General features: G+C 71.5%; 24 protein-coding genes. 7 read left to right on the plus strand and 17 right to left on the minus strand.

Annotation, left to right across the window (positions count from 1 at the left end; genetic code table 11):
* Positions 1 to 154: 154 nt before the first annotated feature.
* The 6 genes from R9Z33_RS19525 to R9Z33_RS19550 all read right to left on the minus strand — a co-directional run bounded on the left by R9Z33_RS19525 (position 155) and on the right by R9Z33_RS19550 (position 5,076).
* Positions 155 to 2,416 (minus strand): RelA/SpoT family protein, encoded by a 2,262-nt coding sequence (locus tag R9Z33_RS19525; RefSeq protein ID WP_318648230.1) that lies wholly within the window; start codon positions 2,414 to 2,416, stop codon positions 155 to 157.
* A gap of 10 nt (positions 2,417 to 2,426) precedes the next feature.
* Positions 2,427 to 2,822, minus strand: coding sequence for a DNA-directed RNA polymerase subunit omega (rpoZ, locus tag R9Z33_RS19530; RefSeq protein ID WP_318648231.1), 396 nt, complete (start codon positions 2,820 to 2,822; stop codon positions 2,427 to 2,429).
* Between the two features lie 100 nt (positions 2,823 to 2,922).
* Positions 2,923 to 3,420: a 2-amino-4-hydroxy-6-hydroxymethyldihydropteridine diphosphokinase gene (gene folK, locus R9Z33_RS19535; protein ID WP_318648232.1), complete on the minus strand. Its 498-nt coding sequence runs from the start codon at positions 3,418 to 3,420 to the stop codon at positions 2,923 to 2,925.
* Between the two features lie 3 nt (positions 3,421 to 3,423).
* The gene (locus R9Z33_RS19540) at positions 3,424 to 3,879 is read right to left on the minus strand and encodes an MgtC/SapB family protein (RefSeq protein ID WP_318648233.1); all 456 of its coding nucleotides are present in this window, start codon (positions 3,877 to 3,879) and stop codon (positions 3,424 to 3,426) included.
* A complete protein-coding gene (locus tag R9Z33_RS19545) occupies positions 3,879 to 4,424 on the minus strand; it encodes a glutathione peroxidase (RefSeq protein WP_318648234.1) in 546 nt (181 codons plus the stop codon). Before R9Z33_RS19545 ends, R9Z33_RS19540 begins: the two co-directional genes overlap by 1 nt.
* Positions 4,417 to 5,076, minus strand: a complete 660-nt coding sequence (locus R9Z33_RS19550; RefSeq protein ID WP_318648235.1) for a sulfite oxidase-like oxidoreductase — start codon at positions 5,074 to 5,076, stop codon at positions 4,417 to 4,419. The genes R9Z33_RS19545 and R9Z33_RS19550 overlap by 8 nt, the downstream gene beginning before the upstream one ends.
* A gap of 161 nt (positions 5,077 to 5,237) precedes the next feature.
* Here R9Z33_RS19550 and R9Z33_RS19555 point away from each other — a divergent pair, with 161 nt between their 5' ends.
* From R9Z33_RS19555 to R9Z33_RS19570, 4 genes are all read left to right on the plus strand, one after another.
* The gene (locus R9Z33_RS19555) at positions 5,238 to 6,233 is read left to right on the plus strand and encodes a Bug family tripartite tricarboxylate transporter substrate binding protein (RefSeq protein WP_318648236.1); all 996 of its coding nucleotides are present in this window, start codon (positions 5,238 to 5,240) and stop codon (positions 6,231 to 6,233) included.
* A gap of 88 nt (positions 6,234 to 6,321) precedes the next feature.
* Entirely contained in the window at positions 6,322 to 7,314 is a 993-nt protein-coding gene (locus tag R9Z33_RS19560; RefSeq protein WP_318648237.1) for a Bug family tripartite tricarboxylate transporter substrate binding protein, read from the plus strand.
* Between the two features lie 56 nt (positions 7,315 to 7,370).
* Positions 7,371 to 8,081, plus strand: coding sequence for a GntR family transcriptional regulator (locus tag R9Z33_RS19565; protein WP_318648238.1), 711 nt, complete (start codon positions 7,371 to 7,373; stop codon positions 8,079 to 8,081).
* Positions 8,082 to 8,092: 11 nt separating this feature from the next.
* The gene (locus R9Z33_RS19570) at positions 8,093 to 9,196 is read left to right on the plus strand and encodes a 5-methyltetrahydropteroyltriglutamate--homocysteine S-methyltransferase (protein WP_318648239.1); all 1,104 of its coding nucleotides are present in this window, start codon (positions 8,093 to 8,095) and stop codon (positions 9,194 to 9,196) included.
* Between the two features lie 7 nt (positions 9,197 to 9,203).
* Here the strand turns inward: R9Z33_RS19570 and R9Z33_RS19575 are convergent, their stop codons facing one another.
* The 3 genes from R9Z33_RS19575 to ubiA are packed head-to-tail and all read right to left on the minus strand — an operon-like array spanning position 9,204 to position 11,211.
* On the minus strand, positions 9,204 to 9,614 hold the full coding sequence (locus R9Z33_RS19575; RefSeq protein ID WP_318648240.1) for a type IV secretion protein Rhs: 411 nt from the start codon (positions 9,612 to 9,614) through the stop codon (positions 9,204 to 9,206).
* A gap of 29 nt (positions 9,615 to 9,643) precedes the next feature.
* Positions 9,644 to 10,306 (minus strand): class I SAM-dependent methyltransferase, encoded by a 663-nt coding sequence (locus tag R9Z33_RS19580; RefSeq protein ID WP_318648241.1) that lies wholly within the window; start codon positions 10,304 to 10,306, stop codon positions 9,644 to 9,646.
* A complete protein-coding gene (gene ubiA / locus R9Z33_RS19585) occupies positions 10,303 to 11,211 on the minus strand; it encodes a 4-hydroxybenzoate octaprenyltransferase (RefSeq protein WP_318648243.1) in 909 nt (302 codons plus the stop codon). The genes R9Z33_RS19580 and ubiA overlap by 4 nt, the downstream gene beginning before the upstream one ends.
* Before the next feature lie 28 nt (positions 11,212 to 11,239).
* Here ubiA and R9Z33_RS19590 point away from each other — a divergent pair, with 28 nt between their 5' ends.
* From R9Z33_RS19590 to R9Z33_RS19600, 3 genes are all read left to right on the plus strand, one after another.
* Positions 11,240 to 11,959 carry a 16S rRNA (uracil(1498)-N(3))-methyltransferase gene (locus R9Z33_RS19590; RefSeq protein ID WP_318648244.1) on the plus strand — a complete coding sequence of 240 codons (720 nt, stop codon included), beginning with the start codon at positions 11,240 to 11,242 and terminating at the stop codon, positions 11,957 to 11,959.
* 27 nt (positions 11,960 to 11,986) lie between these two features.
* A complete protein-coding gene (locus R9Z33_RS19595) occupies positions 11,987 to 13,330 on the plus strand; it encodes a glutamate--cysteine ligase (RefSeq protein WP_318648245.1) in 1,344 nt (447 codons plus the stop codon).
* Positions 13,331 to 13,394: 64 nt separating this feature from the next.
* Entirely contained in the window at positions 13,395 to 13,835 is a 441-nt protein-coding gene (locus R9Z33_RS19600; protein ID WP_318648246.1) for a hypothetical protein, read from the plus strand.
* Between the two features lie 21 nt (positions 13,836 to 13,856).
* On the opposite strand, the gene R9Z33_RS19605 is transcribed toward R9Z33_RS19600, so the two are convergent.
* The 8 genes from R9Z33_RS19605 to R9Z33_RS19640 form a co-directional block, all read right to left on the minus strand.
* Positions 13,857 to 15,221: an alpha/beta hydrolase gene (locus tag R9Z33_RS19605; RefSeq protein ID WP_318648247.1), complete on the minus strand. Its 1,365-nt coding sequence runs from the start codon at positions 15,219 to 15,221 to the stop codon at positions 13,857 to 13,859.
* Positions 15,222 to 15,371: 150 nt separating this feature from the next.
* Positions 15,372 to 16,949, minus strand: a complete 1,578-nt coding sequence (locus tag R9Z33_RS19610; protein ID WP_318648248.1) for an ABC transporter substrate-binding protein — start codon at positions 16,947 to 16,949, stop codon at positions 15,372 to 15,374.
* A gap of 78 nt (positions 16,950 to 17,027) precedes the next feature.
* Entirely contained in the window at positions 17,028 to 17,516 is a 489-nt protein-coding gene (locus R9Z33_RS19615) for a F0F1 ATP synthase subunit B family protein (protein WP_318648249.1), read from the minus strand.
* The gene (locus tag R9Z33_RS19620) at positions 17,516 to 18,013 is read right to left on the minus strand and encodes a F0F1 ATP synthase subunit B family protein (RefSeq protein ID WP_318648250.1); all 498 of its coding nucleotides are present in this window, start codon (positions 18,011 to 18,013) and stop codon (positions 17,516 to 17,518) included. The genes R9Z33_RS19615 and R9Z33_RS19620 overlap by 1 nt, the downstream gene beginning before the upstream one ends.
* 103 nt (positions 18,014 to 18,116) lie before the next feature.
* On the minus strand, positions 18,117 to 18,341 hold the full coding sequence (locus R9Z33_RS19625; protein WP_213615086.1) for an ATP synthase subunit C family protein: 225 nt from the start codon (positions 18,339 to 18,341) through the stop codon (positions 18,117 to 18,119).
* A gap of 48 nt (positions 18,342 to 18,389) precedes the next feature.
* Positions 18,390 to 19,145 (minus strand): F0F1 ATP synthase subunit A, encoded by a 756-nt coding sequence (locus tag R9Z33_RS19630; protein WP_318648251.1) that lies wholly within the window; start codon positions 19,143 to 19,145, stop codon positions 18,390 to 18,392.
* Between the two features lie 24 nt (positions 19,146 to 19,169).
* The gene (locus R9Z33_RS19635; RefSeq protein WP_318648252.1) at positions 19,170 to 19,469 is read right to left on the minus strand and encodes an AtpZ/AtpI family protein; all 300 of its coding nucleotides are present in this window, start codon (positions 19,467 to 19,469) and stop codon (positions 19,170 to 19,172) included.
* Between the two features lie 99 nt (positions 19,470 to 19,568).
* Entirely contained in the window at positions 19,569 to 23,510 is a 3,942-nt protein-coding gene (locus R9Z33_RS19640) for a chromosome segregation SMC family protein (protein ID WP_450104029.1), read from the minus strand.
* Positions 23,511 to 23,531 lie beyond the last annotated feature (21 nt).

The following is a 23,531-nucleotide window of genomic DNA, read 5'->3' on the forward strand; positions in this document are numbered from 1 at the left end:
CCCGAGAATCCGGCCGCAAAGCGGCCGGCGGCCACGCGGCGCACGCACGGTCAACTCACCATCTCTGAGGGCCGCCAGCCAAGCGACCGGAGGGAGCGCCCGGCGCATGAGGGCACCAGAAAGGGCGTGCGACCAGCTCGCGCGGCGTTAGACGTCATCCGCGCGCCCGGTCCACCCGCACAACCCCTTCGCACGCCCTGAGCGTGCCCATCACCTCGGCCAGGTGCTTGGTGTCGCGCACTTCGACGTCCAGCGCCAATTCGCACTCGTCATCCTCGCGGCGGGAGAGGCGCAGATTGGTCAGCGTGCCCTTCTGCTTGCTGATGGCATTCGCCACCCCCGAGAGCAGCTGCGGCCCGTTCACCGCCGAGACCGCGAGCCGCACGACATGCGCGGCCGGGCCCAGCGCCTCCTGCTCCCAGTCCACATCGAGGAAGCGCTCGGGCGTGGCCACGAAATTCTCCAGCATGTGGCAATCCTGGGTGTGGACCGTGACCCCCTTGCCGGTGGTGACGATGCCCACGATGCGGTCGCCCGGGATGGGGTGGCAGCACTGGGCGAAATGCAGCTGCATGCCCGCCACCACGCCGGTGATGGGTGCGGCAGGCACCGCCGTCTGGCTCTTGCCGTTGCGGCCGCCCAGCCGCCCGCGCGGCGCCACGAGGCCCATCGGCTCCATGCCGCGCGCCGGCGTGCGGAGTTCCGGGAAGGCCGCGTTCACCACATCCCGCGCCGAGAGGCTGCCCGCCGCGACGGCGTGGAACATCTCCTCGATGCCCGATTGCCGCAGCGCCTTCACCGCCGGCTCCAGCAGCTTCTCCTGGAATTCGAGGCCGTTCTGGCGGAAGGCCTTGACGATGGCCGTCCGGCCCTCGTCGCGCTGCTTCTGCTTTTCCTCGGCCTGGGCGAAGCGGCGGATGCGCGCCTGCGCCTTGCCCGACTTCACGAACTTCATCCAGGCCGGATTGGGCTGGCCGCCCTTGGCCGTGATGATCTCCACCTGGTCGCCGTTCAGCAGCTTGTGATCGAGGCGCACGATGCGCCCGTTCACCTTGGCGCCGACGCAGGCATCGCCCACCTGGCTGTGCACGTGATAGGCGAAATCCACCGGGGTCGCGCCCTGGGGCAGCTCGATCAGGTCGCCCTTGGGCGAGAAGCAGAAGACCAGCTCGCGATGGAGCTCGAGCTTCGTCGCCTCCATCGCATCCTGGACCTCGGGCTCGGTTTCCAGGATGTCGATGAGGGCACGAACCCAGGGGTAGCTCTTGGCCGCCGCCGCCTGGCCACCCTGCTTGTAGACCCAATGCGCGGCGAGGCCGTATTCGGCGATGTGGTGCATCTCCCGCGTGCGGATCTGCACCTCGATCTTCGCCTCGTCCCGCCGGCCCGGCAGCAGCACGCCCGTATGGAGCGACTGGTAGCCATTGGTCTTGGGCGTGGAGATGTAGTCCTTGAAGCGGCCAGCGATGACCTTGAAGGCGTCATGGATGGCGCCCAGCGCCATATAGCAATGCGACCGCTCGGGCACGATGATGCGGAAGGCCATCACATCCGAGAGGCCTTCGAAGGCGACGTTCTTCGCCTGCATCTTGCGCCAGATGGAATAGGGCGACTTCTCCCGGCCGGAGACCTCCTCCACCGGGACGCTGTTGATCTCCAGCGCCTCCCGCAGCTCGGCCTCGATCTCGGGGATGATGTCGGCCGAGCGGCCGCGCAGATAGGTCAGGCGCTGGGCGATGGTGGCCCAGGCATCGGGGTTCAGCTCGCGGAAGCCCAGCGTCTCCAGCTCGGTCTTCAGCGCCTCCATGCCGATGCGCTCCGCGAGCGGGGCGTAGATGTCGAGCGTCTCGCGCGCCGTGCGAAGCCGGCTTTCCGGCTTGGTGACGAAGCCGATCGTCCGCATGTTGTGCAGCCGGTCGGCCAGCTTCACGAGCAGGACACGCAGGTCCTCGCTCATCGCCAGCAGCAGCTTGCGGAGATTTTCGGCCTGCTTGGTGCGCTCGCTCTGCACCTCGATGCGGGAGAGCTTGGTGACGCCGTCCACCAGGCGCGCGATTTCGGCGCCGAAGCGCTTCTCGATCTCGGGCAGGCCGTGCGGCGTGTCCTCCACCACGTCATGCAGCAGCGCGGTTGCGATGGTGGCGCTGTCGAGGTGGTAGCCGGCCAGGATCTCGGCCACGGCCACGGGATGGATGATGTAGGGCTCGCCGTTCTGGCGCGCCTGCGTGGCATGGGCCTCCGCCGCGAAGCGGCCGGCGCGCAGGATCAGGTCGGCGTCGAGGCGGTGGTCGGCCGCGGTGATGCGGCCGCAGAATTCGAGGACGGCATCAAGGCCGGGGACGGGGGCCGCCCCACCTGAAACGCCATCCGGCGCGCGCGCCACCACCGGCTCATCCGGGGTGGCGCCGATCTTCACGCGGGCGCGCTCAGTCGCCTCGGCCGCCGAGTTCGGCGGCCAGCTGGGCTTCCAGGTCGTCGGGCGAGAAGTCGTCGGCGCCCATGTCGGCGGGAAGCTCTTCGTTCACGTCCATCACGCCGAAGATGTTCTCGTTCGTGTCGATCAGGTCCATCACCTCGTCCTCGACGGGCTCCGGCTCCGGCGCGCGGCTGAGGGACTTGATGAGGTCCTGCTCCAGGGCGGGCAGCTCGACCGTCTGCTCGGCGATCTCGCGCAGGGCCACGACGGGGTTCTTGTCATTGTCGCGGTCGAGGGTCAGGCTCTCGCCCCGGCTGATGTTGCGGGCGCGCTGCGCCGCGAGCAGCACCAGCTCGAAGCGGTTGGGAACCTGGAGGACGCAATCTTCGACGGTAACGCGCGCCATGGGGCACCTCGGGGCGGTAAGTGACAGGGGCGGGCGCGAGATGTTGCGCCGCGGCGAAACTTCCAGATAAGCGTTGCGGAGCGACTCCGCAAGCGCCCCGTCATGGCCCGAGCGGCGCGATCTCCTGCGGCGGCAGCCGCGCGATCAGGCGATCCAGCCCCTCGCCCGTCCGCGGGTGCCGCCAGCCGGGCGCCACTTCCGCCAGGGGGCGCAGCACGAAGGCGCGCTCATGCAGCCGGGGATGGGGCAGGAGCAGCCCGGGGCCCTCCCGCAGCGCGCCCTCGCAATCCAGCAGGTCGAGGTCGAGCGTGCGGGGCGCGTTGGGGTAGGGCCGGGCGCGGTGGTGCGCGGCCTCGATCGCATGCAGTGCGGCCAGCAGCGCCTCCGGCTCGGCCGCGCCCTCCAGCCGCGCCACCCCGTTCACGAACCAGGGCGCGCCCGGCATGGGCGGGATGGGGGCACTCTCCCACCAGCGGGACAGCGCACGCAGCCGAAGGCCGGGCAGCGCATCCAGCGCCGCCGCCGCCGCCCGGCAGGTCTCGCGCGGGAGGCGGCCATCCGGCGTCGGCAGGCTGGCGCCAATGCCGATCAGGATCACGCCTCAATCCTCATGCAGCTGCTGCGGCTCGGGCGCCGGGCGGCGGCGGCGGACGAAGGCGGTGACGGGGCGCAGCAGGATGTTCACCGCCAGCACCATCGCGGCCAGCAGCAGCGCACCCACCGTCTCCGCCGCACCGGCCAGCAGGCCGATCGCCGCCACGCACCACATGGTGGCGGCGGTGGAGAGGCCGCGCACGGTGGTGCCGTCGCGCATGATCATGCCCGCACCCAGGAAGCCCACGCCGGTCATCACCGCGCCATAGCCCGCGCCGAGATTGGCCGGCGTCACCTGGGCCAACATCAGGTCGGCCACCGCGGCGCTGGCGAGAGCGACCAGCGCGCAGGTGCGAAGCCCCCCCGGCTTGTGCCGCCATTCGCGCTCCGCCCCCACCGCGGCGCCCAGCAGGAAGGCGAGCGGCAGGCCGTAGATGGTCGCATCGGCCGGGAGGGATTCCATCACGCGCCGGGCGGGGCCGCCAGCGCCGCCTCCAGCGCGCGGATCATCGCGGGCGAGTCCGGCGCCGTCTGGGTGGAGAAGCCCTGCACCCGCCGCCCGTCCCGGCTGACCAGGTATTTGTGGAAGTTCCAGCGCACTGGCCCGGCCTCGCGCGCCGCCCAGGCGAAGAAGGGATGCGCGCGCTCGCCGCGCACATGGTTCAGCGCCGTCATCGGGAAGGTGATGCCGAACATGCCCTCGCAGAATTCGCGGATCTTCCGGGCGTCGGTGCTTTCCTGGTTGAAGTCGTTGGAGGGCACGCCGACCACCGTCAGCCCGCGCGCCTCATGCGCGTCATGCAGGCGCTGGAGTGCCGCGTATTGCGGGGTGAAGCCGCAGAAACTCGCCGTGTTCACCACCAGCAGCACGCGGCCGCGATACTGCGCGAGCGGCATCGGCCCGCCCTCCAGCGCCTGGAAGGTGAAGTCGAAGGCGTTGGGGGTGCTGGCCAGGGCCGGGGTGGCGAGCGCAAGCCCGCCCAGGATCAGCGCGCGGCGCTCAACCATAGCGTTCCTCCAGCCAGGGATCGGCGTTGTTGTGATAGCCGCGCACCTCCCAGAAGCCGGGCTGATCCTCGGCGCGCAGCTCGATGCGCGTCACCCATTTGGCGCTCTTCCAGAAGTAGTAGCGCGGGATGACGATGCGGGCGGGGCCGCCATGGATGCGCTCCAGCGGCGCATTGTTCCAGCTGTGCGCCACAAGCGCATCATCGGCGGCGAAGACCTCCAGCGGCACGTTGGTCGTGTAGCCGTCATAGGAATGGAAGACGATGAAGCGCGCCTCGGGCTTGGGGCGTGCCAGCTCCAGCAGGTCGCGCGCGGCCACGCCGTGCCAGATGTTGTCGTAGCGGCTCCAGGCGGTGACGCAGTGGATGTCGTTCTTCCATTCGCGCTGCGGCAGCCCCTGGAAGGCGTCCCAGTCCAGCGCCAGCTTGTTCTCGACCAGGCCCTCCACGCGCAGGCGCCAGCGGTCGAGCTTCACCTCCGGCTGCACGCCAAGGTCGAGCACGGGGAAATCGGTGACCAGGCGTTGCCCGGGCGGCAGGCGGTCCTGGCCGGCGGCGCCGGTCAGCAGCCGCCCCTCGCGCGCCCATTTCTCCTTGCTGGCGATCAGCTTGTCCTTCACCGCGCCGGTGAGGGTGACGTCGTCTTCGGCCATGGGTGCATTCCTTCGCGTGGGGCCTTCGCGTGGGCCATAGGTGCCTCTTCGCGGCCGCGATGCAAGATGAGCCCCGGCGCACCCCCTGGTCCCTGCTGAATGATTGCATTATCTCCACCCCGGGACGAAATGCCGGTGCGCCCCAGCAACCGGAGATGACCATGACCAACCGCCGCCAGATCCTGGCAGCCCTCGCCGCCACGCCGGCGCTGGCCGCGCCCGCGCTTGCCCCCTCGGCCCAGGCCCAGCCGGCGCGCTGGACGCCCAGCCGCTCCGTCCGCCTCATCGTGCCCTTCCCGGCCGGCGGCAGCCCGGATGTGCTGACGCGGCTCATGTCCGCGCATGCCCAGGCCGCGCTCGGCCAGAATGTGGTGGTGGAGAACCGCACCGGGGCCGGCGCCACGGTCGGTTCCAACCTGGTGGCGCGCGAGGCGCCGGACGGCCATACCATCCTGGTCGCGGTGATCTCCTCGCTCACCGCGCCCCTGATGATGAGCCCGCCGCCCTACGACCCGGTGCGCGATTTCCGCGCGCTCTCCATGCTCGCGATCACGCCGACCGTGCTGGTCACGCGGCCCGACTTCCCCGCGCGCACCGTGCAGGAGTGGCATGAGGTCATCCAGCGCAATCCGGGGCGCTTCACCTTCGCCTCGGGCGGCGTCGGCAACCCGGCGCATCTGGCGGGCGAGCTCTACCGTTCGATGACCGGGGCGAACATCACCCATGTGCCCTTCCGCGGCAGCGCCCCGGCACTCGTGGAGCTGCGCGCGGGCCGCGTGGATTTCTCCATCCTCGACCTGCCCTCGGCCGCGGCCATGATCGCCGATCGCAGCGTGCCGGCACTCGCCGTCGGCACCGCCGAGCGGCTGCCCACCCTGCCCGACCTGCCGACCATCGCCGAGAGCGTGGTGCCCGGCTTCGAGGCCTATTCCTGGGTGATGTGGTGGGTGCCCGCCGCGACGCCCGATGCGGTGGCCCAGCGCCTGACCGAGGTTGCGAACGAGGCCCTGCGCCAGCCCGACGTGCAGGCCCGCGCCGCCCAGGCCGGCTTCCTGCTGCGCGGCACGGATCAGGCGGCGGCGCGCGCGCATGTCACCTCGGAACACGCCAAGTGGGGCCGCATCATCCGCGAGCGGAACATCACCTTCGACGGCTGATGCCGCATGAAGTGATGGACAAAGCGTTGCACGCCCGCCATATGCGCCCCGCCCCGGAACGGCGGGGCGCATCCCGGGAGTGACACCCTTGTCCAACGCCATCATCGGCCGCCGCGCCCTCGCCGGCCTGCTCGCGGCCCCTGCCTTCGCCCCCAGCCTGGCCGGCGCGCAGGAACCCTATCCCAGCCGCCCCATGCGCTTCATCGTCCCCGTCGCCGCCGGCGGCTCGGCCGATGCCCAGGCGCGCCGCGTGGCGCAGCGCCTGGCCGAGCGCTGGGGCCAGCCGGTGGTGGTGGAAAACCGGCCTGGGGCGAATGGCATCGTCGCCGTGCAGAACTTCCTGCAGGCGCCGCCCGATGGGCACACCGTCTTCGCGACGCCCTCAGGGCCGATCGCGATCAACCCGAGCCTCTACCGCAACCTGCCCTATGACCCCTTCCGGGATTTCAGCTTCGCCTCGCTGATCAGCGTGATCCCGCTGGTACTGGCGGTGCATTCCTCGGTGCCGGCGAACACCCTGCCTGAGCTGGTGGCGCTGACCCGACGCCAGGGCGCGAGCTTCGCCTTCGCCAATGCCGGCGTGGGCACGCCCTCCCACCTCTCCATCGCCATGTTCCGCACCATGGCGGGCGGCGGCGACGTGACCTCGGTGCCCTTCGGCGGCTCCGCCCCCGGGCTCACCTCCATCGTCGGCGGGCAGACCCAGGCGATGTTCGACGCGGCGGTCTCCATCGCGCCCTTCTTCCGCGACAACCGCCTGAAGCCCATCGGCGTCGCGCATGGCGAGCGCCTCTCGATGCTGCCGGAGGTGCCGACGCTGATCGAGCAGGGCGCGCCCAACTTCCTCTCCGCCACCTGGATGAGCCTCTGCACCCATGCGGCGACGCCGCGCGACCGCACGGCGCGCCTGGCCGCCGAAGTGGATTCCATCCTGGCCGAACCCGCCCTGCGCGAGCTGCTGACCAACCAGGGCGCCTTCGTGCGCGGCGGGACGCCTGAGGATTTCGCCGCCTTCGCCCGTGCCGAGGCGGAAAAATGGGGGCGGCTGGTGCGCGAGACGGGCGCGAGCGTGGACGCGTGACTTTGGTTATACTGTAACGTATTGCATGCAATTCGGCCCTGCGCCAGAAGCGGCGCATGGCCGGCCAATCCACCCGCATCGCCCATGCGCTGCGCGCCCGCATCTTCGCGGGCGAGCACCCGCCGGGCAGTCGCCTCGCCGAGATTCCTTTGGCCGAGGTGCTCGGCGCCTCCCGCACGCCGGTGCGCCTGGCCCTCGCGCAGCTCGAGGCGGAGGGGCTGGTCCAGGCCTCGCCCGGCGGCGGATTCCTGGTGCGCCGCTTCACCCTGCCCGAGATCGAGGACGCCATCGCCGTGCGCGGTCAGCTGGAAGGCATGGCCGCCAGGCTGGTGGCCGAGCAGGGCCTGGCGCCGGCCACGCGCCAGACCCTGGAGGCCAGCCTCGCCGCCGGGGATGCGGCGCTGGAAGCCCCCGCGCTCGATGCCGCGGCACTGGCCGCCTATGGCGACATGAACACGAAATTGCATGCAATTCTTCTGGAGGCGGCGGGCAATGCGGCGCTGAACCGTGCATTGGCCGCCATCACGGCACTTCCCTTCGCCGCCGCCTCGGCCCTCGTCCCGCATGAGGGCAGCGCCACCGCGCGCCATGCCCTGCTGCGCCACGCCCACCATCAGCACCATCTGCTGGTCGAAGCGCTGGTGGCCGGCCAGGGCAGCCGCGCCGAGGGCCTCATGCGCGAGCATGCCGAGAATGCCCGCCGCAACCTCCGCCTGATCCTCGCCGCCGGCGAGCCGGGCGTGACCCCGCTCATCACGCCAGCCTGAGAGGAAACACGATGTCCAAGCCGCCCTTCCGCGCCGACCATGTCGGCAGCCTGCTGCGCCCCATCCCGCTGCGCGAGGCGCGCGCCGCCCGCGCCGCCGGCACGCTGAGCGCCGAGGCGCTGCGCGCCGCCGAGGATGCCGCGATCACCACCGTCATCGCCGAGCAGAAGGCGATCGGCCTCAAGGCCGTCACGGATGGCGAGTTCCGCCGCGCCTTCTGGCATTTCGACTTCCTGGCCGGCCTCGGCGGCGTCGAGATGTATGAGGCGGACCAGGGCATCCAGTTCCAGGGCGGCCAGACCAAGGCCTATGGCCTGAAGGTGACTGCGCCGATCCGTTATGAGGGCCACCCCTTCGTGCGCGACTACAGCTTCGTGGCGGCGAATGCCGGGGGTGCCGCGCCCAAGATCACCATCCCCTCCCCCTCCGTGCTGCATTTCCGCGGTGGCCGCCGCGCGGTGGATGCCCACACCTACCCCGACATGGCGGGCTTCTTCACCGATCTGGGCGAGGCCTATGCCGCCGCCGTGGCCGATTTCGCCACCGCCGGCTGCCGCTACCTCCAGCTCGACGAGGTGAACATCGCCTATCTCTGTGATCCGGAGCAGATCGCGGGCCTCAAGGCGCGCGGCGAGGAGACGGAAGGCCTGCTCGGCCGCTACGCCGACCTGATCAACCGCGCCATCGCGGGCCGGCCCGCCGACATGTTCGTCTCCATGCATCTCTGCCGCGGCAATTTCCGCTCGATGCACATCGCGGCCGGCGGCTACGACCCGGTGGCCGAGGTGCTGTTCAACGGCATCAACGTGGATGCCTATTTCATGGAGTATGACGACGAGCGCTCGGGCAGCTTCGCGCCGCTGCGCTTCCTGCCCAAGGGCAAGACCGTGGTGCTGGGCCTCGTCACCTCCAAGCGCGGCGAACTTGAATCCAAGGACCTGCTGAAGCGCCGCATCGAGGCGGCGGCGAAGCACGCGCCGATCGAGCAGCTCGCCCTCAGCCCGCAATGCGGCTTCGCCTCGACCGAGGAGGGCAATGTCCTCACCGTCGAGGAGCAATGGGCCAAGCTGCGCCTCTGCGTCGAGGTGGCGCAGGAGGTCTGGGGCAGCGTCTGACCGGCCCTCAGCGGCGCGTCTGGCCGGTCAGGCGCCCCTGGGCGTCATAGTGGCGGATTGTATCGCCCCGCGCCTCCGAACGGCCGGTGCTGCGGCCCTGCGCGTCGTAATGGCGCGTGGTGTCGCCCCGCACCTCGCTGCGCCCGACCGAACGGCCCTGCGCGTCGTATTGCCGCAGCGTGTCCCCGCTGCGCTCCACCCGGCCGGCAGAGCGGCCCTGGGCGTCATAGTCGCGCCGCGTGTCGCCGCGGAATTCGCTGCGACCGACCGAACGTCCCTGGGCGTCGTACTGGCGCAGCGTGTCGCCATTGCGCTCGGTGCGGCCGATGCTGCGGCCTTGCGCGTCATAGTCGCGCTTGGTCTGGGCGCCGGCGGGCGGGATGGTGAGCAGCAGGGCTGCGAGGAAGGCGGGCCACATGCAGGGAAATTTCCCCGCCGGTCATGGCGTCAAGAAGGCAGCAATCGGGCGATGGTGACCCGTTTCTCCGTACCGTCCTCCAGTTCCAGCGTGGTCGGCACGGCATGGGTGGAAAGCGCCACCAGCCCCTCGCGCGGGAGGTAGGCGCGGCCCGGATCGGCCACCAGCACCTCGGCGCCCGCCGCCGCCATGGCGCGCAGCCAGGGCAGGATATGCGCCGTCATCGGCGCCTCGTAGCAGACATCGCCGCAGAGGATCACGTCCCAGCGGCAGGGGCTGCCCACCACATCCTCGGCCAGCGTCGTGACGGTGACGCCGTTCAGCGCGGCGTTCATGCGGATGGCGGCGATGGCGAGCGGGTCGATCTCCGCCGCCTCCACCAGCGCGGCCCCCGACTGCGCGGCGATGATGGCCGCGATGCCGCAGCCCGCCGCGAAATCCAGAACGCGCTGTCCCTGCACCATGGCGGGCGCATCGCGGATGGCGCGCGCCAGCGCTTGCCCGCCGGGCCAGGCGAAGGCCCAGAAGGGCGGCTCGATGCCGGCTTCACGCAGGAATTCCTCGCTGGCCTGCCAGATGGGGGTGATCTCGCTCGCCAGATGCAGGCGCAGGCCCGGCAGCAGCGGCGTCTCGGCGATCGCGGTCTGGGCGCGGATGAAGGCCTCGGCGCCCCCGGACGCGCCCGCGCTCACATCCGCCCGATCACGATGGCGAGCCCGGCCAGCAGCCCGACCTCACGGTTCAGCTTGAACAGGGTGAGGCAATGGCCCGGATTGTAGATGTCGAGATCCACCACCTGGTAGATCAGCAGCGCCGCCGGCATGGCCAGCGCGATGTAGAACCAGGAATTCAGACCCGAGATCCAGCCCGTCAGAGCAAGGAGCGCGAGCGTCATCGCGTAGCAGCCGGCCAGGAAGGGACGGGTCCTGGCGCCGAATTTCAGCGCGGTGGAGCGGATGCCCACCATCGCGTCATCCTCGCGGTCCTGGTGGGCGTAGATCGTGTCATAGCCGAGGATCCAGAAGATCGTCGCCACATAGAGCACCAGCATGGCGAGGCTGAAACCGCCGCTCGCCGCGACCGGCCCCATCAGCGCGGCCCAGCCGAAAGTGAAGCCCAGCATGAGCTGCGGATAATCCGTGACGCGCTTGGCCAGCGGATAGAGCAGCACCGGCAGCAGCGAGAGCACGCCGAGCCAGATCGCGGTCCAGTTCAGTTGCAGCAGGACCAGCAGGCCGATCGTGCAGAGCAGCGCGAGGAAGGCCACCGCCTGCCGTGGCGAGACGGCGCCTGAGGCGAGCGGCCGGCCGCGCGTGCGCTCCACCAGCCGGTCGATGTCGCGGTCCCAGAGGTCGTTCACGACGCAGCCCGCGCCGCGCATGACCACGGCACCGACGAAGAAGAGCAGGATGAGCCAGATGCCCTGGAGCCAGCCCGTCGCCTGAAGCGCGATGCCCCAGAGGCCCGGCAGGAACAGCAGCCAGGAACCGATGGGCCGGTCCGCCCGCATCAGCAGCGCATAGGGGCGCCACGCCGGCGGCAGGTTGGAGACCCAGCCACCGGTGCGGATATCGGTATATGCCTGCTTCCCTTGCATGCTTCGTTGCAGCACGTCAGATCAGCGCATGTCCATCCCCCGTCTTCACGCCGAAGGCCCCCTCGCCCCGGGAATCGAGCTGGCGCTCACCCCGGCCCAGGCGCACCACATCGGCCATGTGCTGCGGCGCGCGCCCGGCGCGGCGCTGCTGGCCTTCAATGCGACCGATGGCGAATTCGCCGCCGAATTGACGGCGCTGCGGAAGGATCGCGGCGCGATGCGTCTCGGCGAGCGGCTGCGCGCCCCTGCGCCCGAGCCTGAGCTGCGCGCCCTGGTCGCCGCACTCAAGCGCGAGGCCATGGACTGGGCTGTGGAGAAGGCGACGGAGCTCGGCGCCACGCGCATCCAGCCCGTGCTCACGCGGCGCTGCGTGGCCGCGCACAGCAACACCGAGCGCCTCTCAGCCATCGCCCGGGCCGCGGCCGAGCAATGCGAGCGGCTGTCCCTCCCGGCCGTCGCCGAGGCGCGCCCGCTGCATGCCGTGCTGGATGCCTGGGACGGCGCCCCCCTGCTGGTCGCGGCCGAGCGGCGCGAGGCGCAGCCCATTCATGACATTTTGGAGAGACTCACGGCGCCCTGTGGCTTTCTCGTCGGGCCCGAGGGCGGCTTCGAGCGGGCCGAGCTTGACGATCTGGCCCGGCGCCCCTTTGTATCGCTCGCAACACTGGGGCCGCGCATCCTCCGCGCGGAGACGGCGCTGGTGGCGGGACTGGGTGCCATCTCCCTGGCGCTCGACGCCCGGCGCTGACCGCTCTGACACGAATGAAAGAACCGCATGTCCAATCCCGGCCAGGCTGACCCCACGCCGATCACCTCCGCGCGCCAATTGGCCGAATGGTTCGCTGCCGGCTGCAAGCCGAAATCCGCCTGGCGCATCGGCACGGAGCACGAGAAGTTCGGCTTCCGCCGCACCGACTTCACCCCGCCGGACTACGAGCACCAGGGCATCCGCGCCATGCTCGAAGGCATCATGCAGAAGGGCTGGGCGCCGATCCGCGATGGGGCGAACGTCATCGGCCTGACGCGCGGCTCGGCCTCGGTCAGCCTCGAGCCGGGCGGCCAGTTCGAGCTGTCCGGCGGGCCGATGGAGGACCTCCATGCCGCGCGCCTCGAGCTCGCGGCGCATCTGCGCGACGTGCATGAGGTGGCGGGGCCGCTCGGCCTCGGCTTCGCGGGGATGGGCTTCCATCCGGTGGCGCGGCGCGAGGACATGCCCTGGATGCCCAAGAGCCGCTACGCGATCATGCGGCGCTACATGCCCACGCGCGGCAGCATGGGCCTCGACATGATGCTCCGCACCTCGACCGTGCAGGTGAACCTCGATTTCGGCGACGAGGCGGACATGGTGGAGAAGCTGCGCGTCTCGCTGGCGCTGCAGCCGCTGGCCACCGCACTCTTTGCCTCCTCGCCGCTGCGCGAGGGCAAGCCGTCGGGCTACAAGTCGCTGCGCGGCCATGTCTGGTCGGACACCGACCCGGACCGCACGGGCATCCCCGCCCTGGTCTTCGAGGAGGGGTTCGGCTTCGAGCGCTTCGCCGAATACGTGCTGGACGTGCCCATGTATTTCGTGGCGCGCGACGGCCAGCTGCTGGACGCGACGGGCCAGAGCTTCCGCACCTTCATGGCCGGTGGCCTGCCGAGCCTGCCCGGCATCGAGGCCACGATGGGCGATGTCGCGGACCATGTGACCACCGTCTTCACCGAGGTGCGGCTCAAGAAGTTCCTGGAGATGCGCGGCTCGGATGCCGGCTCGGCCGCGATGATCCAGGCGCAGCCCGCCTTCTGGGTCGGGCTGATCTATGACGACGCGGCGCAGAAGGCGGCGCGCGCCCTCACGCGCGACTGGACCGTCGCGCAGATGCACCAGCTGCGCGCCGATGCTCCCCGCCTCGCGCTCGAGGCCGGGATTGCCGGCCGTTCGCTGCGCGACGTGGCGCGCGACGCGCTTCTCATCAGCGAGGGCGGCCTCAAGGCGCGGGGCCTCGGCGAGGAGATCTACCTCACGCCGCTCTGGGAGATCGTGGAAAGCGGCATGACCCAGGCCGACCGCATCCTGGAGATGTTCCACGGCCCCTGGCAGGGCGATGCCCGCCAGGCGCTGCCCTTCACGGAGCTTTGAGGCGGCGCAAGGCCGGGGCGGGCGCCCCGGTCTAGCCTCGGCGGACCCTGCCGAGGAGCCTGCCATGCCCGTCCTGTCCGTCGCCGATCTCTTCGCCGCCAAGGCCGCCGCCCAGGCACGCCGCCAGGCCGAGGAGGAGGCCGCGCGCGAGGCCCACCAGGCCGAGCTCAAGGCCTTCGCCGAGAAGCTGATGACCTATCAGATCACGGAGGACGACAAGCAGCGCGCGCTGACCAAGATCCGCCGCGCCTTCGAGAATGGCGAGAAGGAGGTGATGCTGATCCGCTTCCCCTCCGACATCTGCGAGGACCAGGGCCGGCGCATCAACAACCGGCTGGAGGGCTGGCAGGAAACGCTGCCAGGCGTCCTCAAGCACGTGCATGAATGGTGGGAGAAGGAGCTCGCCCCGGGTGGCTTCACCTTCGGCGCCCGGGTGCTGGATTATCCAGGCGGGATGCCCGGCGATATCGGCCTCTTCATCGGCTGGCCCGACCAGCTGGGCTGATCGGGCCAGTGGGCCCCGGGCCTATTGCAGCTCGGCGCAGCCATTGGGTGCGGCGGTGCCCGCCAGGCGATCGGCCATCCAGCGCAGATACATCGGCTCCGCCACGCCGGGTGTGGTGAAGTGCGACTGCGCGCCGGGCAGCTGCACGCGCGAGACATTGCCGCCCATCCCGCACATCTGCCGCTGATAGGCGGCGCCCATGGCAGGCGGGACGGTCGTGTCATGCGTGCCCCAGTAGATCACCACCGGCGCCACCGGGCGCACCGGCGCCACGCTGCCCGCCACGAAGGCCCGTGCCCAGTTCAGCAGGTTGCCCGGCTGCTCGCTCAGCAGGGAGCGATAGGTGGTGCCATAGGCGAAGTTCAGCGTGTCGCTCAGCACGTGCATGCATTTGCGACGCATCAGGCCATCCAGCACGCGGGCGCCATCGGCCGTGAAGATGTCCGTCATCTGGACGTTCGGGAAGGCGGCCGCGGCGCCCCAGATGCTCATGGACATGTGCGCGAAGTCGAAGATGTTGGAGGAAAAGCCGCTGACCAGGCCCTGCACGAAGGCGGAGGCGCCTGCCTCGGTCATCTCGCCGGGCGGCACGGTGGCCGAGATGACCTCGGGCGCCATGGCCACGAAGCCCTGCATCCGGATGCCGTCGAAGGCCGTGCCGCGCCGGGCGATATAGTCGCCGAGGCTCGCCGCCGCGACAGCGGCGCCGCCGCCCTGAGACCAGCCGTAGATGATCGCCCGCCGATCCGGCCCGGAGAGGCCCATGGCGCCCGCCGCGCGGATGGCGTTGATCGCATCCCGGCCATTGGTGGCCGCGATGGCGTATTGATGCGCCCCCGGCCCACCCTGGCCCTGGTAGTCGGTCGCGACGACGACATAGCCGCGCTGGATCATGGTCTCGACGCCGGGCACGCCGTAGTCGTTCCAGGAATTGCCCGAGGGCATGAAATACTGGTTCAGACCCTGCGCCGGGTCGAGCATCTGCGAGGGGCCGCAATTGGCCGCCGTGCCGGTCGTGCCATGCGCCCAGGAGATGATGGGCCGCCCGGCCTGCGGCATCTGCCCGCGCGGGGTGATGACGAGGGCGGTGGAGATGGTCGGCCGCTCCTGCACGTCGGAGGAGACATAGGCGATGCGCCAGGCCTGGGCATTGGGGATGGAGGTCGCCACCGACTCGCGCTGCAGCACCTCGCCCAGCTTACCGCGCGGGGCCAGGCCCTGGGCGCGCTGGTAGAAGGGAGGAAGCGCCACCGGCAGCGGGACGGCGGGGCGCGCGGCCTGGGCCGGGCGCGGGGTTCGCGCGGGGGCCTCTCCCTGGGCCCAGGCGAGCCCCGGGGCCATGGCGAGAAGCCCGGCCGAAAGCAGGCGGGCGAGCGAGGATGACATGCGGCTTTCCTTCCGGTGATGTGGCGCGGGCCTCCATTCCGGGGGAGGCCTTGCCCGCATCATGCACGGACGGCGCGGCATGCGTATTGTGATTGATCAATCCGCGCGGAACGAAAACCCGCGCCGCCGGTGGGCGGCGCGGGCCGGGCTTCAGTTCCCGATGCGGACCGAGCGCAGCGGGAAGCCGTTATCGGCCTGCTGCACCAGCGTCACGTTGTTGCGCGCCGCCCAGACCACCTGCTGCTGGTGCAGCGGGATATAGGCCACGTCCGACTGCAGCAGGCGCGTCGCCTGGGTGATCAGCTCCTGCCGGCGGGCGGGCACGGTCTCCACGGCGATCTGGTCCACCAGCGCGTCAAAGGCGGGGTTGGAATAGCCGCCATTGTTGAACACGCCGCGGGTGCCGTCCCGCGTGCCGGCCAGGTTGAACAGCGCGTTGTGGGCGTCATAGGTGTTGGGCGTCCAGCCGAGCAGGTAGAAGCTCGTGTTGTAGCGGGGCGCATTCACCTCGGCGAAGAAGCGGGCGCGGGTCTGCGCCGCCAGCGTCACGCGCACATTGATGCGGGCCAGCATGGCGACGACGGCGGTGCAGATCGCCTCGTCATTCACGTAGCGGTCGTTCGGGCAATCGAGTGTCACGCCGAAGCCATTCGGGTAGCCCGCCTCGGCCAGCAGGCGGCGCGCGGCCTCGAGGTCGAGCGGCAGGCGTGTGTCATTCGCCTCCAGGAAGCCGTTCACGCCGGGGCCGAAGATCTGCCCCGCCGGCCGCGCCTGGCCGCGCATCACGCGCGTGGTGATCGCCTGGACATCAATGGCCTGGTAGATCGCGCGGCGCACGCGCACATCCTGGAAGGGATTGCGCCCGCGCACGTCGCTCTTCAGCAGTTCGGCGCGGTTCTGGTCCATGCCGAGATAGATGGTCCGCAGTTCCGGTCCCTGGATGATCCGCATGTTCGGCGTGCGGCCGATGCGCTCCATGTCCTGCGGCGGCACGGTATAGACCATGTCCACCTCGCCCGAGAGCAGGGCGGCCACGCGCGTTGCGTCATTGGCGATGACGTTGAACTCGACGCGCGTCAGGTTGTGCGTCGGCGTGTCCCACCAGAGCGGGTTGGGGGCCAGCACGGTGCGGCGATCGGGCTCCCGGCTCACCAGCACGAAGGGGCCGGTGCCCATGGCGTTGCGGGTGGCGAAATTCTCCTCGCGCGAGGTGAGGTCGGCCACGCGCTGGGCGCCGTGCCGCTCCAGCCAGGCCTTGCTCATGATGCCGAAGCTGGTGAGTTCCTCCGGCAGGATGGGGCTGGGGACGCGGGTGATCAGGTCCACCGTGAAGTCGTCCACGCGGCGCACCTCGGCGACCGCCGCGAAGTAGGAGGTGATGTTGGAGCCGGGGCCGCGCGCGCGGGCAATGGAGAAGACCACGTCATCCGCGGTGAAGGGCGAGCCGTCGGAGAAGCGGACATTGCGGCGCAGGTGGAAGCGCCAGGTCAGCGGGTCCACCTGCTCCCACCGCTCGGCCAGCGCCGCTTCCAGGCGCAGGTTGCGGTCGCGCCGGATCAGCGGCTCGTAGATGTTCGCGTTGAAGGTGAGGAGGAAGGTCTCGGACCGCGTATAGGGGTCCATCGAGTTGACGTCGCCGTCATTGGCCCAGCGGAAAAGATTGGCCTGCGCCGGGGCGAGGCCGAGGCTCACGGCCAGCGCCGCCGCAGCCAGGAAGGGACGGAACATGCAACTCTCCCGAAAACGAAAATGCCGGCACAGGCTAGCCCCGTGCCGGCATCGTGACGAGTGGGAGAGGGCCTGAAATCAGGCGGCGCGGAAGGCCACCGGCAGGCTGGCGACGGCGTTGTCGATCAGCGCAGCATCGGCCGTGGCATCGTGGCGGGCCACGATGATGTCGCGCACGGCGGCGGTCGCGATCTCGGCGGCGGCGTTGCGCACCTCGGTCACAGCGCTCGCCTCGGCGGCGGCGATGCGGTCCATCGCCATGCGCTCGCGGCGCTTGGCGGCGGCCTCGGCCTCGGCGCCCGCGGCCGCGGCGAGGCGCTGGGCCTCGGCCTGGGCGCGCTCGATCATGGCGGCCGCCTCGGCGACGGCGGCCTCACGCTCGGCGGTGGCCTGGGCCAGCATGGCCTCGGCCTCCTCGCGCAGGCGGCGGGCTTCGTCGAGTTCGGCGCGGATGCGCTCGCCGCGGGCGTCGAGCATCGCCGTCGCCCGGCTCCAGGCCATCTTGCCGAAGAGGACGACGAAGATGACGAAGCTGGCGGCAACCCAGAACTTGGGATCTTGCAACATCAGCGGCCTCCCTGGCTCGCGGCGCGGTCCACGGCGGCGGTCACGTCGTTGGCCGGGGCGGTGATGGCGAGGCGGTTGAGCATGGCCGTCGCCGTCTCGCCAGCGACTTCGCGCAGCGCGCCCATCGCCTGGTCTCGCGCGGCGCGGACCTGTTGTTCGGCCTTCGCCACCTGGGCGGCAAGGCGGGCATTGATCTCGGCTGCCTGGGCGGCCGACTTGGTCTGCGCCTCGACCATGGCGGCCGAGATGGCGGCCTGGGCCTCGGCACGGGCGGCAGCGGTGGCCGCCCGGATTTCGGCAAGGGCGGCCTCACCCGCCGCCTGCGCGTCGCGCGCGGCGTCGAGATCGGCCGCGATGCGCGCAGCGCGTTCATCCAGGACCGACGCCACCTGCGGCAGCGCGTAGTTCTTCAGGACGAAGTAGAGGAAGCCAAAGATGATCAGCAGCCAGACCAGCTTGCTCATCATCAGTGGGTTGGCAAAGTCGAGCTGCGGCATGGCGATATCCTGGGGCTCAGAAACCTGGGGCTCGGAAGCCTGGGGCCCTGGGCCCGAAGCAGGGAAACGAAGGGCGGGGCCGCAAAGGCCCCGCCCGACGCGCTCAGGCGAACAGGATGAGGAAGGCGATCAGCAGCGCGAAGAGCGCCACGGCTTCCGTCAGCGCGAAGCCCAGAATGCCGATCGGGAAGACGGCGTCGCGGGCGGAGGGGTTCCGCGCCACGCTGGTGATCAGCGAGGAGAAGATGTTCCCGATGCCCAGGCCAACGCCGAACAGCGCGATGACGGCGATGCCAGCCCCGAGGGCCTTGGCGGCAGCAACTTCCATGTTCTCAATCCTTCTGTTTGCTGAGAAGCAGGTGGGGACGGCCCGTGCTCAGTGCAGGTGCACGGCGTCGTGGAGGTAGATGCAGGTGAGGATCGCGAACACATAAGCCTGCAGGAACGCGACCAGCACTTCGAAGCCGACCAGCGCGACGTTGATCGCGAGCGGCATGACGGCGATGAACGGACCGACCGCGCCCAGGCCCGCCAGCATCACCACGAAGGTGGCGAAGACCTTCAGCATCACGTGGCCCGCCACCATGTTGGCGAAGAGACGGATGGAGAGGCTGATCGGGCGCGAGAGGTAGGAGACGATCTCGACCGGAATGATGATGGGCGCGAGCCAGATGGGCGCGCCCTCGGGGAAGAAGTAGCCCAGGAACTTCTTGCCATGCAGCGAGATCGCGACCGCCGTGATGAGCACGAAGACGATCATCGCCATGACGAAGGTCATGCTGATGTGGCTGGTGTAGGTGAAGGCGTAGGGGAACAGGCCCAGCATGTTCCCGAACAGGATGAACATGAACAGCGTGAACACGAAGGGGAAGAAGCGGCGGCCTTCGTCGCCGATCTGCGCCAGCACCATGTCGTCGATGAAGCCATAGGCGCTTTCCGCCAGGCTCTGCATGCGGCCGGGCACCACGGCGCGGTGCCGCATGCCCCAGGCCATCAGCGCGACGATCAGGGCGCCGGAAATGAGCATGTAGAGGTTGGACTGCGTGAAGCCGACCGAGCGGCCGACGGCACCGAGCGCGGGCGCCAGATCGAACTGACTGAGCGCGTCAATCGCTTTCCCCTCAACGGCCACCGCGCACCTCCAGCTAAAGACAGATCAACCCTTGCGAGCGCCGGACCGGGGATTGAACAGGCGATACACGTTCAACACGCCGGCGGCGGCCCCCAGGACGAAGAACACGAGGAAGAGCCAAGGCCAGGTGCCAAGCCACCGGTCCAGCATGAAGCCAAGCCCCACACCGACCACCAGCGCGGAGACGACCTCCACACCGGCCCGGAGACCAAACCCCCAGGCGGAATTCGGGAGGCCGCCTTGTCCAGCCTCCGGCTTGTCGAGACCTTGGCGGTCCCGTGCGGCCTTGAGGCGACGCTTCAGCGAATCCCGGTTGTCCACCATGGCTCCTTCCCTCAGTTTTCATCTGGAAGGCGAGGCTGCCTCTATGGCGGCGCAGCATGACTGTCAAGCGCGCGCGGCCCCGGAAAGCGACGCCGAAAGCTACCCTTCCGCCATCGCCACGGCCTCGCCCAGGTCCACGGAAAGCAGGCGGGAAACGCCGCGTTCCTGCATGGTGACGCCGAACAGCCGGTGCATCCGCGCCATGGTCAGCGCGTGATGGGTGACGATGAGGAAGCGCGTCCCCGTCTCGGCCATGCTGTCCAGCAGGTCGCACAGGCGCTCGACATTGGCGTCGTCCAACGGCGCATCCACCTCGTCCAGCACGCAGACGGGCGCAGGGTGGCAGCGGAACACCGCGAAAATCAGCGAAAGCGCGGTCAGTGCCTGCTCGCCGCCCGAGAGCAGCGAGAGGGCGGAGAGCTTCTTGCCCGGCGGCTCGGCATAGATTTCGAGCCCCGCCTCCAGCGGGTCCTCGCTGCCGACCAGCGCCAGATGCGCCCGCCCGCCGCCGAAGAGCTTGCTGAACAGCGCCCGGAACTCGCGGTCCACCTGGTCGAAGATGGCGCGCAGCCGCTCCCGCGCCTCGCGGTTCAGGTGCCCGATGGAGCCGCGCAGCTTGGCGATGGCCGAGCCCACCTCCTCGCGGTCGCGCTGGATGCCGGCGATGCGGGCCTCCAGCTCCTCCAGCTCGGTCTCGGCGCGGAGGTTGACGGGGCCCACCTCCTCCCGCTCGCGGATCAGGCGCTCGGCCCGCCTCCGGGCGCGTTCCTCGGCGGCGTCGGAAATATCCTGGGGCGGGGCCGGCAGCTCGGCCGATTCGCCCAGGCGCTCCAGAATGCGGGCCGCCAGCGCCTCGCCGGCCTGCAACGCCGAGTCCCTCGCGGCCTCGGCACGAAGGGCGGCCTCGCGCGCCTGGACCAGCGCGGCCTCGGCGCCGCGGCGCACCTCCTCGCGGGCCCGGGCCTGGCCCTCGGCGCCGTCGAGCTTCGCGCGGGCTTCCGCATGGGCGGTCTCGGCCGCCTCGAGCCGGCGGGCGGCCTCGGCGGCGGCGCCCGCCACCCGCTCGGGCAGGGCCTTGGCGGCTTCGCGGCGGGCGAAGGCCTCGGCGCGGCGCGATTCGAGACCGGCGAGGCGCGCCGCGGCGTCCTGCAGGCGCTGCGCCCAGGCGGCGCGCTCGGCCAGCGCGGCCTCGCGCCGGGCCGCGAGGCCCTCGCGCTCGGCCTTGAGCGCCAGGGCCCGTCCGCGCATCTCGGCCGCCTTGCCTCGGATCCCGGCGAGCGCGAGCCGCGCCTGGTCCACCTGCGCCCGCGCCTCGCCGAGATCGGGCAGGGCCTGGCGGGCGGCGCGGGCGGCGGCCAGCGCCGCATCCGCCTCGCCCGATTCGGCGGCGATCCGCTCCTGCTGCGGGATGAGGGCGGCCAGCTGCGCCTGGGCCGCATTGTGCCGGCTGCGCAGGCTCGCCTGCTCCGAGCGGGCGCGGGCCAGCGCCGCCTCGGCCTGGCGGCGGGCCTCGCGGGCGGCGGATTCGGCGGCGAGCGCACGGCGGGCCGCCTCGGCTTCGGCCTCGAAGCCGACCACGGCGGGGCTGGCCGCCAGCACGGCCTCGGCCTCGGTCAACGCGGCCTGCGCCTCCGCGGCTTCGTCGGCCAGGCGCTGCGCCTGGGCGGCGTGTTCGGCGAGACGGCGCTCGGCCGCGGCGAGCTGGGCGGCGAGTTCGGCGACGCGGGCCTGGGCTCGGGAATGGGCGGGTTCGGCCGCGTTGCGGGCGGTGCGGGCCTGCTCCTCGGCGGCCTGGGCGCGCATCTCGGCCGCCGCCGCGGCAGCGCGGGCCTGTTCGGCGGCGCGGGCGGCGGGGGTGGCCTCCGCCAGCCGCGCCTCGGCCTGCCGCAGCCGGGCCAAATTCTGCAGGCGCGCCGCCCCGGCCTTGGCGGCGCCGGGCGCCAGCACATAGCCGTCCCAGCGCCAGAGCGCGCCGGAACGCGCCACCAGCGCCTGCCCGGGGCGCAGCGCCGCCTGGAGCGCCGCCCCATCCTCGACCAGGCCGATCTGCGAAAGGGCGCGCGCCAGTTCCGGCGGCGCGCCGACCAGCCCGGCCAGGGCCTCGGCGCCCTCCGGCAAGGGCGGCGCGGCTTCCAGGGGCGGCAGGGCGCGCCAGAAGCGGTTGGCGCCGGAACCGCGCCCGCCCTCCAGCCCCTCGCCCAGCGCGGCCCCCAGCGCCGCCTCCAGCCCTTCGGGGATGGTCAGCGTCCGCGCGATCGGCTCGGCCTCGCCCGCCGCATCGCCGGTGGCGGCGCGCAGCCCCTGCAGCTCGGCCTTGAGGCGGGATTCGGCGGCCTGCGCCGTCGCCTCGGCGGCGCGGGCGGCGGCGGCCTCGCGGGCGGCTTGCTCGCGCGCGGTGCGGCCGGCGGCGAGGCGGGATTCGGCCTCGCGCAGCGCCGCCTCGGCGGCGGCGGCGGCCTCGCGCGCGGCGGGCAGCAGGGCGGCATCGGGCATGGGCGGGGCCGCGCGCCGCGCTGCCTCCTCGCGCTGCCGGGCGGATTGCAGCCGCTGGGCGGCCGCGTTGCGGGCGCGCTCGGCCGCCCCGCGCTCGATCTCGGCGGCGCGGGCGGCATCGCGCGCGGCATTGGCGCGGCGCTCCGCCTCGGCCCGGGCGCGCTCCGCCGCCTCGAAGCCGGTGCGGGCCTCCTCCAGCGCGACCTCGGCCGCGGCCAGGGCCGCATCGGCCGCGTCCAGCGCGGCCCCAGGCACGCTCTGCGCCTCGGCCGTCGCGCGCTGGGCCAGGATCTGCGCGAGCTGCTCGGCCAGGCGCCGGGCGCGCTGGTCGCTGAAGGCCAGCTCCGCCGCCAATTGATTGGCCCGGGCGGCGAGCGAGGCGGCCGCCTCCGTCGCCGCCTCATTGGCCGCCTCCGCGGCGGCGAGCTCGCCCTCGAGCCCGGCGGCCTCGGCCTCCGCCGCCTCGATCCGGGCGGGCAATTGCGCCTCGGCCGAGGCGAGGCCCGCCGCCTCGCGCTGGGCGCGGGTCTCGGCGGCGCGGGCATCGCGCTCCACGCCGGCGGCGTCCTCGAGGTCGGCGAGCAGTTGGGCCAGCGCGGCCTCGGCCTCGGCCAGCGCCTCGGCGGCGCGGCCCGCTTCGGCGGCGATGTTCTCCGCCTCGACGCGGCGGCGTTCCAGCAGGGTGCGGGCCACGCCCTCCTCGGCGCGCGGCGCCTCGATGGCCGACAGCGCCGCGGCATGCAGGCGCACCGCCTCCTCGGCCGCGGCCTCGGCATGGGCGAGCGCCTGGGCGCGCCCGGCCTGGTTCTCGCGCGCCGCCTCGATCGCCGCCTCGGCGCGGGCGACGAGGATGGCGAACCATTCGCCCTCCGCATCGCGCACCAGGCCCGAGAGGTTGCGGTAGCGGTTCGCCTGCCGCGCCTGCTTGCGCAGCGCCTCCTGCTGGAGGTTCAGCTGCGCCAGCAGATCCTCGCTGCGGCCGAGATTGGTCTCGGCCTGGCGCAGCTTGAGCTCCGCCTCATGCCGCCGGGCGCGCAGGCCGGCGATCCCCGCCGCCTCCTCCAGCACCGAGCGGCGTTCCTCGGGCTTGGCGCCGATCAGCGTCGCCACACGGCCCTGGCTTACCATGCCCGAGGCGCGCGGGCCGCTGGCGAGGTCGGCGAACATGGTCTGCACGTCGCGCGCGCGGACCTCGCGCCCGTTGATCCGGTAATGGCTGCCCGAGCCGCGTTCGATCCGGCGGATGACCTCCAGCTCGGCCGCCTGGTCCATGGGCGCGGGGGCGACGCCTTCCGCATCCTCCAGGCTCAGCACCACCTCGGCGAGGTTGCGCGCGGGGCGGGTCGCGGTGCCGGCGAAGATGATGTCATCCATCTCGCCGCCGCGCAGGCTGCGGGCCGAGCTTTCGCCCATGGCCCAGCGCAGCGCCTCGACGACGTTGGACTTGCCGCAGCCATTGGGGCCGACAATGCCCGTCAGCCCGGGCAGGACGGGGACCTGCACGGGCTCGGCGAAGCTCTTGAAGCCGGCCACGCGCAGGCCGGTCAGCGTGGCGGAGAGCCGGCGTGG

The sequence above is a fragment of the Sediminicoccus rosea genome (assembly GCF_033547095.1).
Classification (GTDB): Bacteria; Pseudomonadota; Alphaproteobacteria; order Acetobacterales; family Acetobacteraceae; genus Roseococcus; species Roseococcus rosea.

Coding starts and splice junctions, on each gene's coding strand:
- rpoZ (WP_318648231.1), bottom strand. CDS start 2,822: ATGGCGCGCGTTACCGTCGAAGATTGCGTCCTCCAGGTTCCCAACCGC.
- R9Z33_RS19540 (WP_318648233.1), bottom strand. CDS start 3,879: ATGGAATCCCTCCCGGCCGATGCGACCATCTACGGCCTGCCGCTCGCC.
- R9Z33_RS19545 (WP_318648234.1), bottom strand. CDS start 4,424: ATGGTTGAGCGCCGCGCGCTGATCCTGGGCGGGCTTGCGCTCGCCACC.
- R9Z33_RS19550 (WP_318648235.1), bottom strand. CDS start 5,076: ATGGCCGAAGACGACGTCACCCTCACCGGCGCGGTGAAGGACAAGCTG.
- R9Z33_RS19555 (WP_318648236.1), top strand. CDS start 5,238: ATGACCAACCGCCGCCAGATCCTGGCAGCCCTCGCCGCCACGCCGGCG.
- R9Z33_RS19565 (WP_318648238.1), top strand. CDS start 7,371: ATGGCCGGCCAATCCACCCGCATCGCCCATGCGCTGCGCGCCCGCATC.
- R9Z33_RS19570 (WP_318648239.1), top strand. CDS start 8,093: ATGTCCAAGCCGCCCTTCCGCGCCGACCATGTCGGCAGCCTGCTGCGC.
- R9Z33_RS19575 (WP_318648240.1), bottom strand. CDS start 9,614: ATGTGGCCCGCCTTCCTCGCAGCCCTGCTGCTCACCATCCCGCCCGCC.
- ubiA (WP_318648243.1), bottom strand. CDS start 11,211: ATGCAAGGGAAGCAGGCATATACCGATATCCGCACCGGTGGCTGGGTC.
- R9Z33_RS19590 (WP_318648244.1), top strand. CDS start 11,240: ATGTCCATCCCCCGTCTTCACGCCGAAGGCCCCCTCGCCCCGGGAATC.
- R9Z33_RS19595 (WP_318648245.1), top strand. CDS start 11,987: ATGTCCAATCCCGGCCAGGCTGACCCCACGCCGATCACCTCCGCGCGC.
- R9Z33_RS19600 (WP_318648246.1), top strand. CDS start 13,395: ATGCCCGTCCTGTCCGTCGCCGATCTCTTCGCCGCCAAGGCCGCCGCC.
- R9Z33_RS19605 (WP_318648247.1), bottom strand. CDS start 15,221: ATGTCATCCTCGCTCGCCCGCCTGCTTTCGGCCGGGCTTCTCGCCATG.
- R9Z33_RS19610 (WP_318648248.1), bottom strand. CDS start 16,949: ATGTTCCGTCCCTTCCTGGCTGCGGCGGCGCTGGCCGTGAGCCTCGGC.
- R9Z33_RS19615 (WP_318648249.1), bottom strand. CDS start 17,516: ATGTTGCAAGATCCCAAGTTCTGGGTTGCCGCCAGCTTCGTCATCTTC.
- R9Z33_RS19620 (WP_318648250.1), bottom strand. CDS start 18,013: ATGCCGCAGCTCGACTTTGCCAACCCACTGATGATGAGCAAGCTGGTC.
- R9Z33_RS19625 (WP_213615086.1), bottom strand. CDS start 18,341: ATGGAAGTTGCTGCCGCCAAGGCCCTCGGGGCTGGCATCGCCGTCATC.
- R9Z33_RS19635 (WP_318648252.1), bottom strand. CDS start 19,469: ATGGTGGACAACCGGGATTCGCTGAAGCGTCGCCTCAAGGCCGCACGG.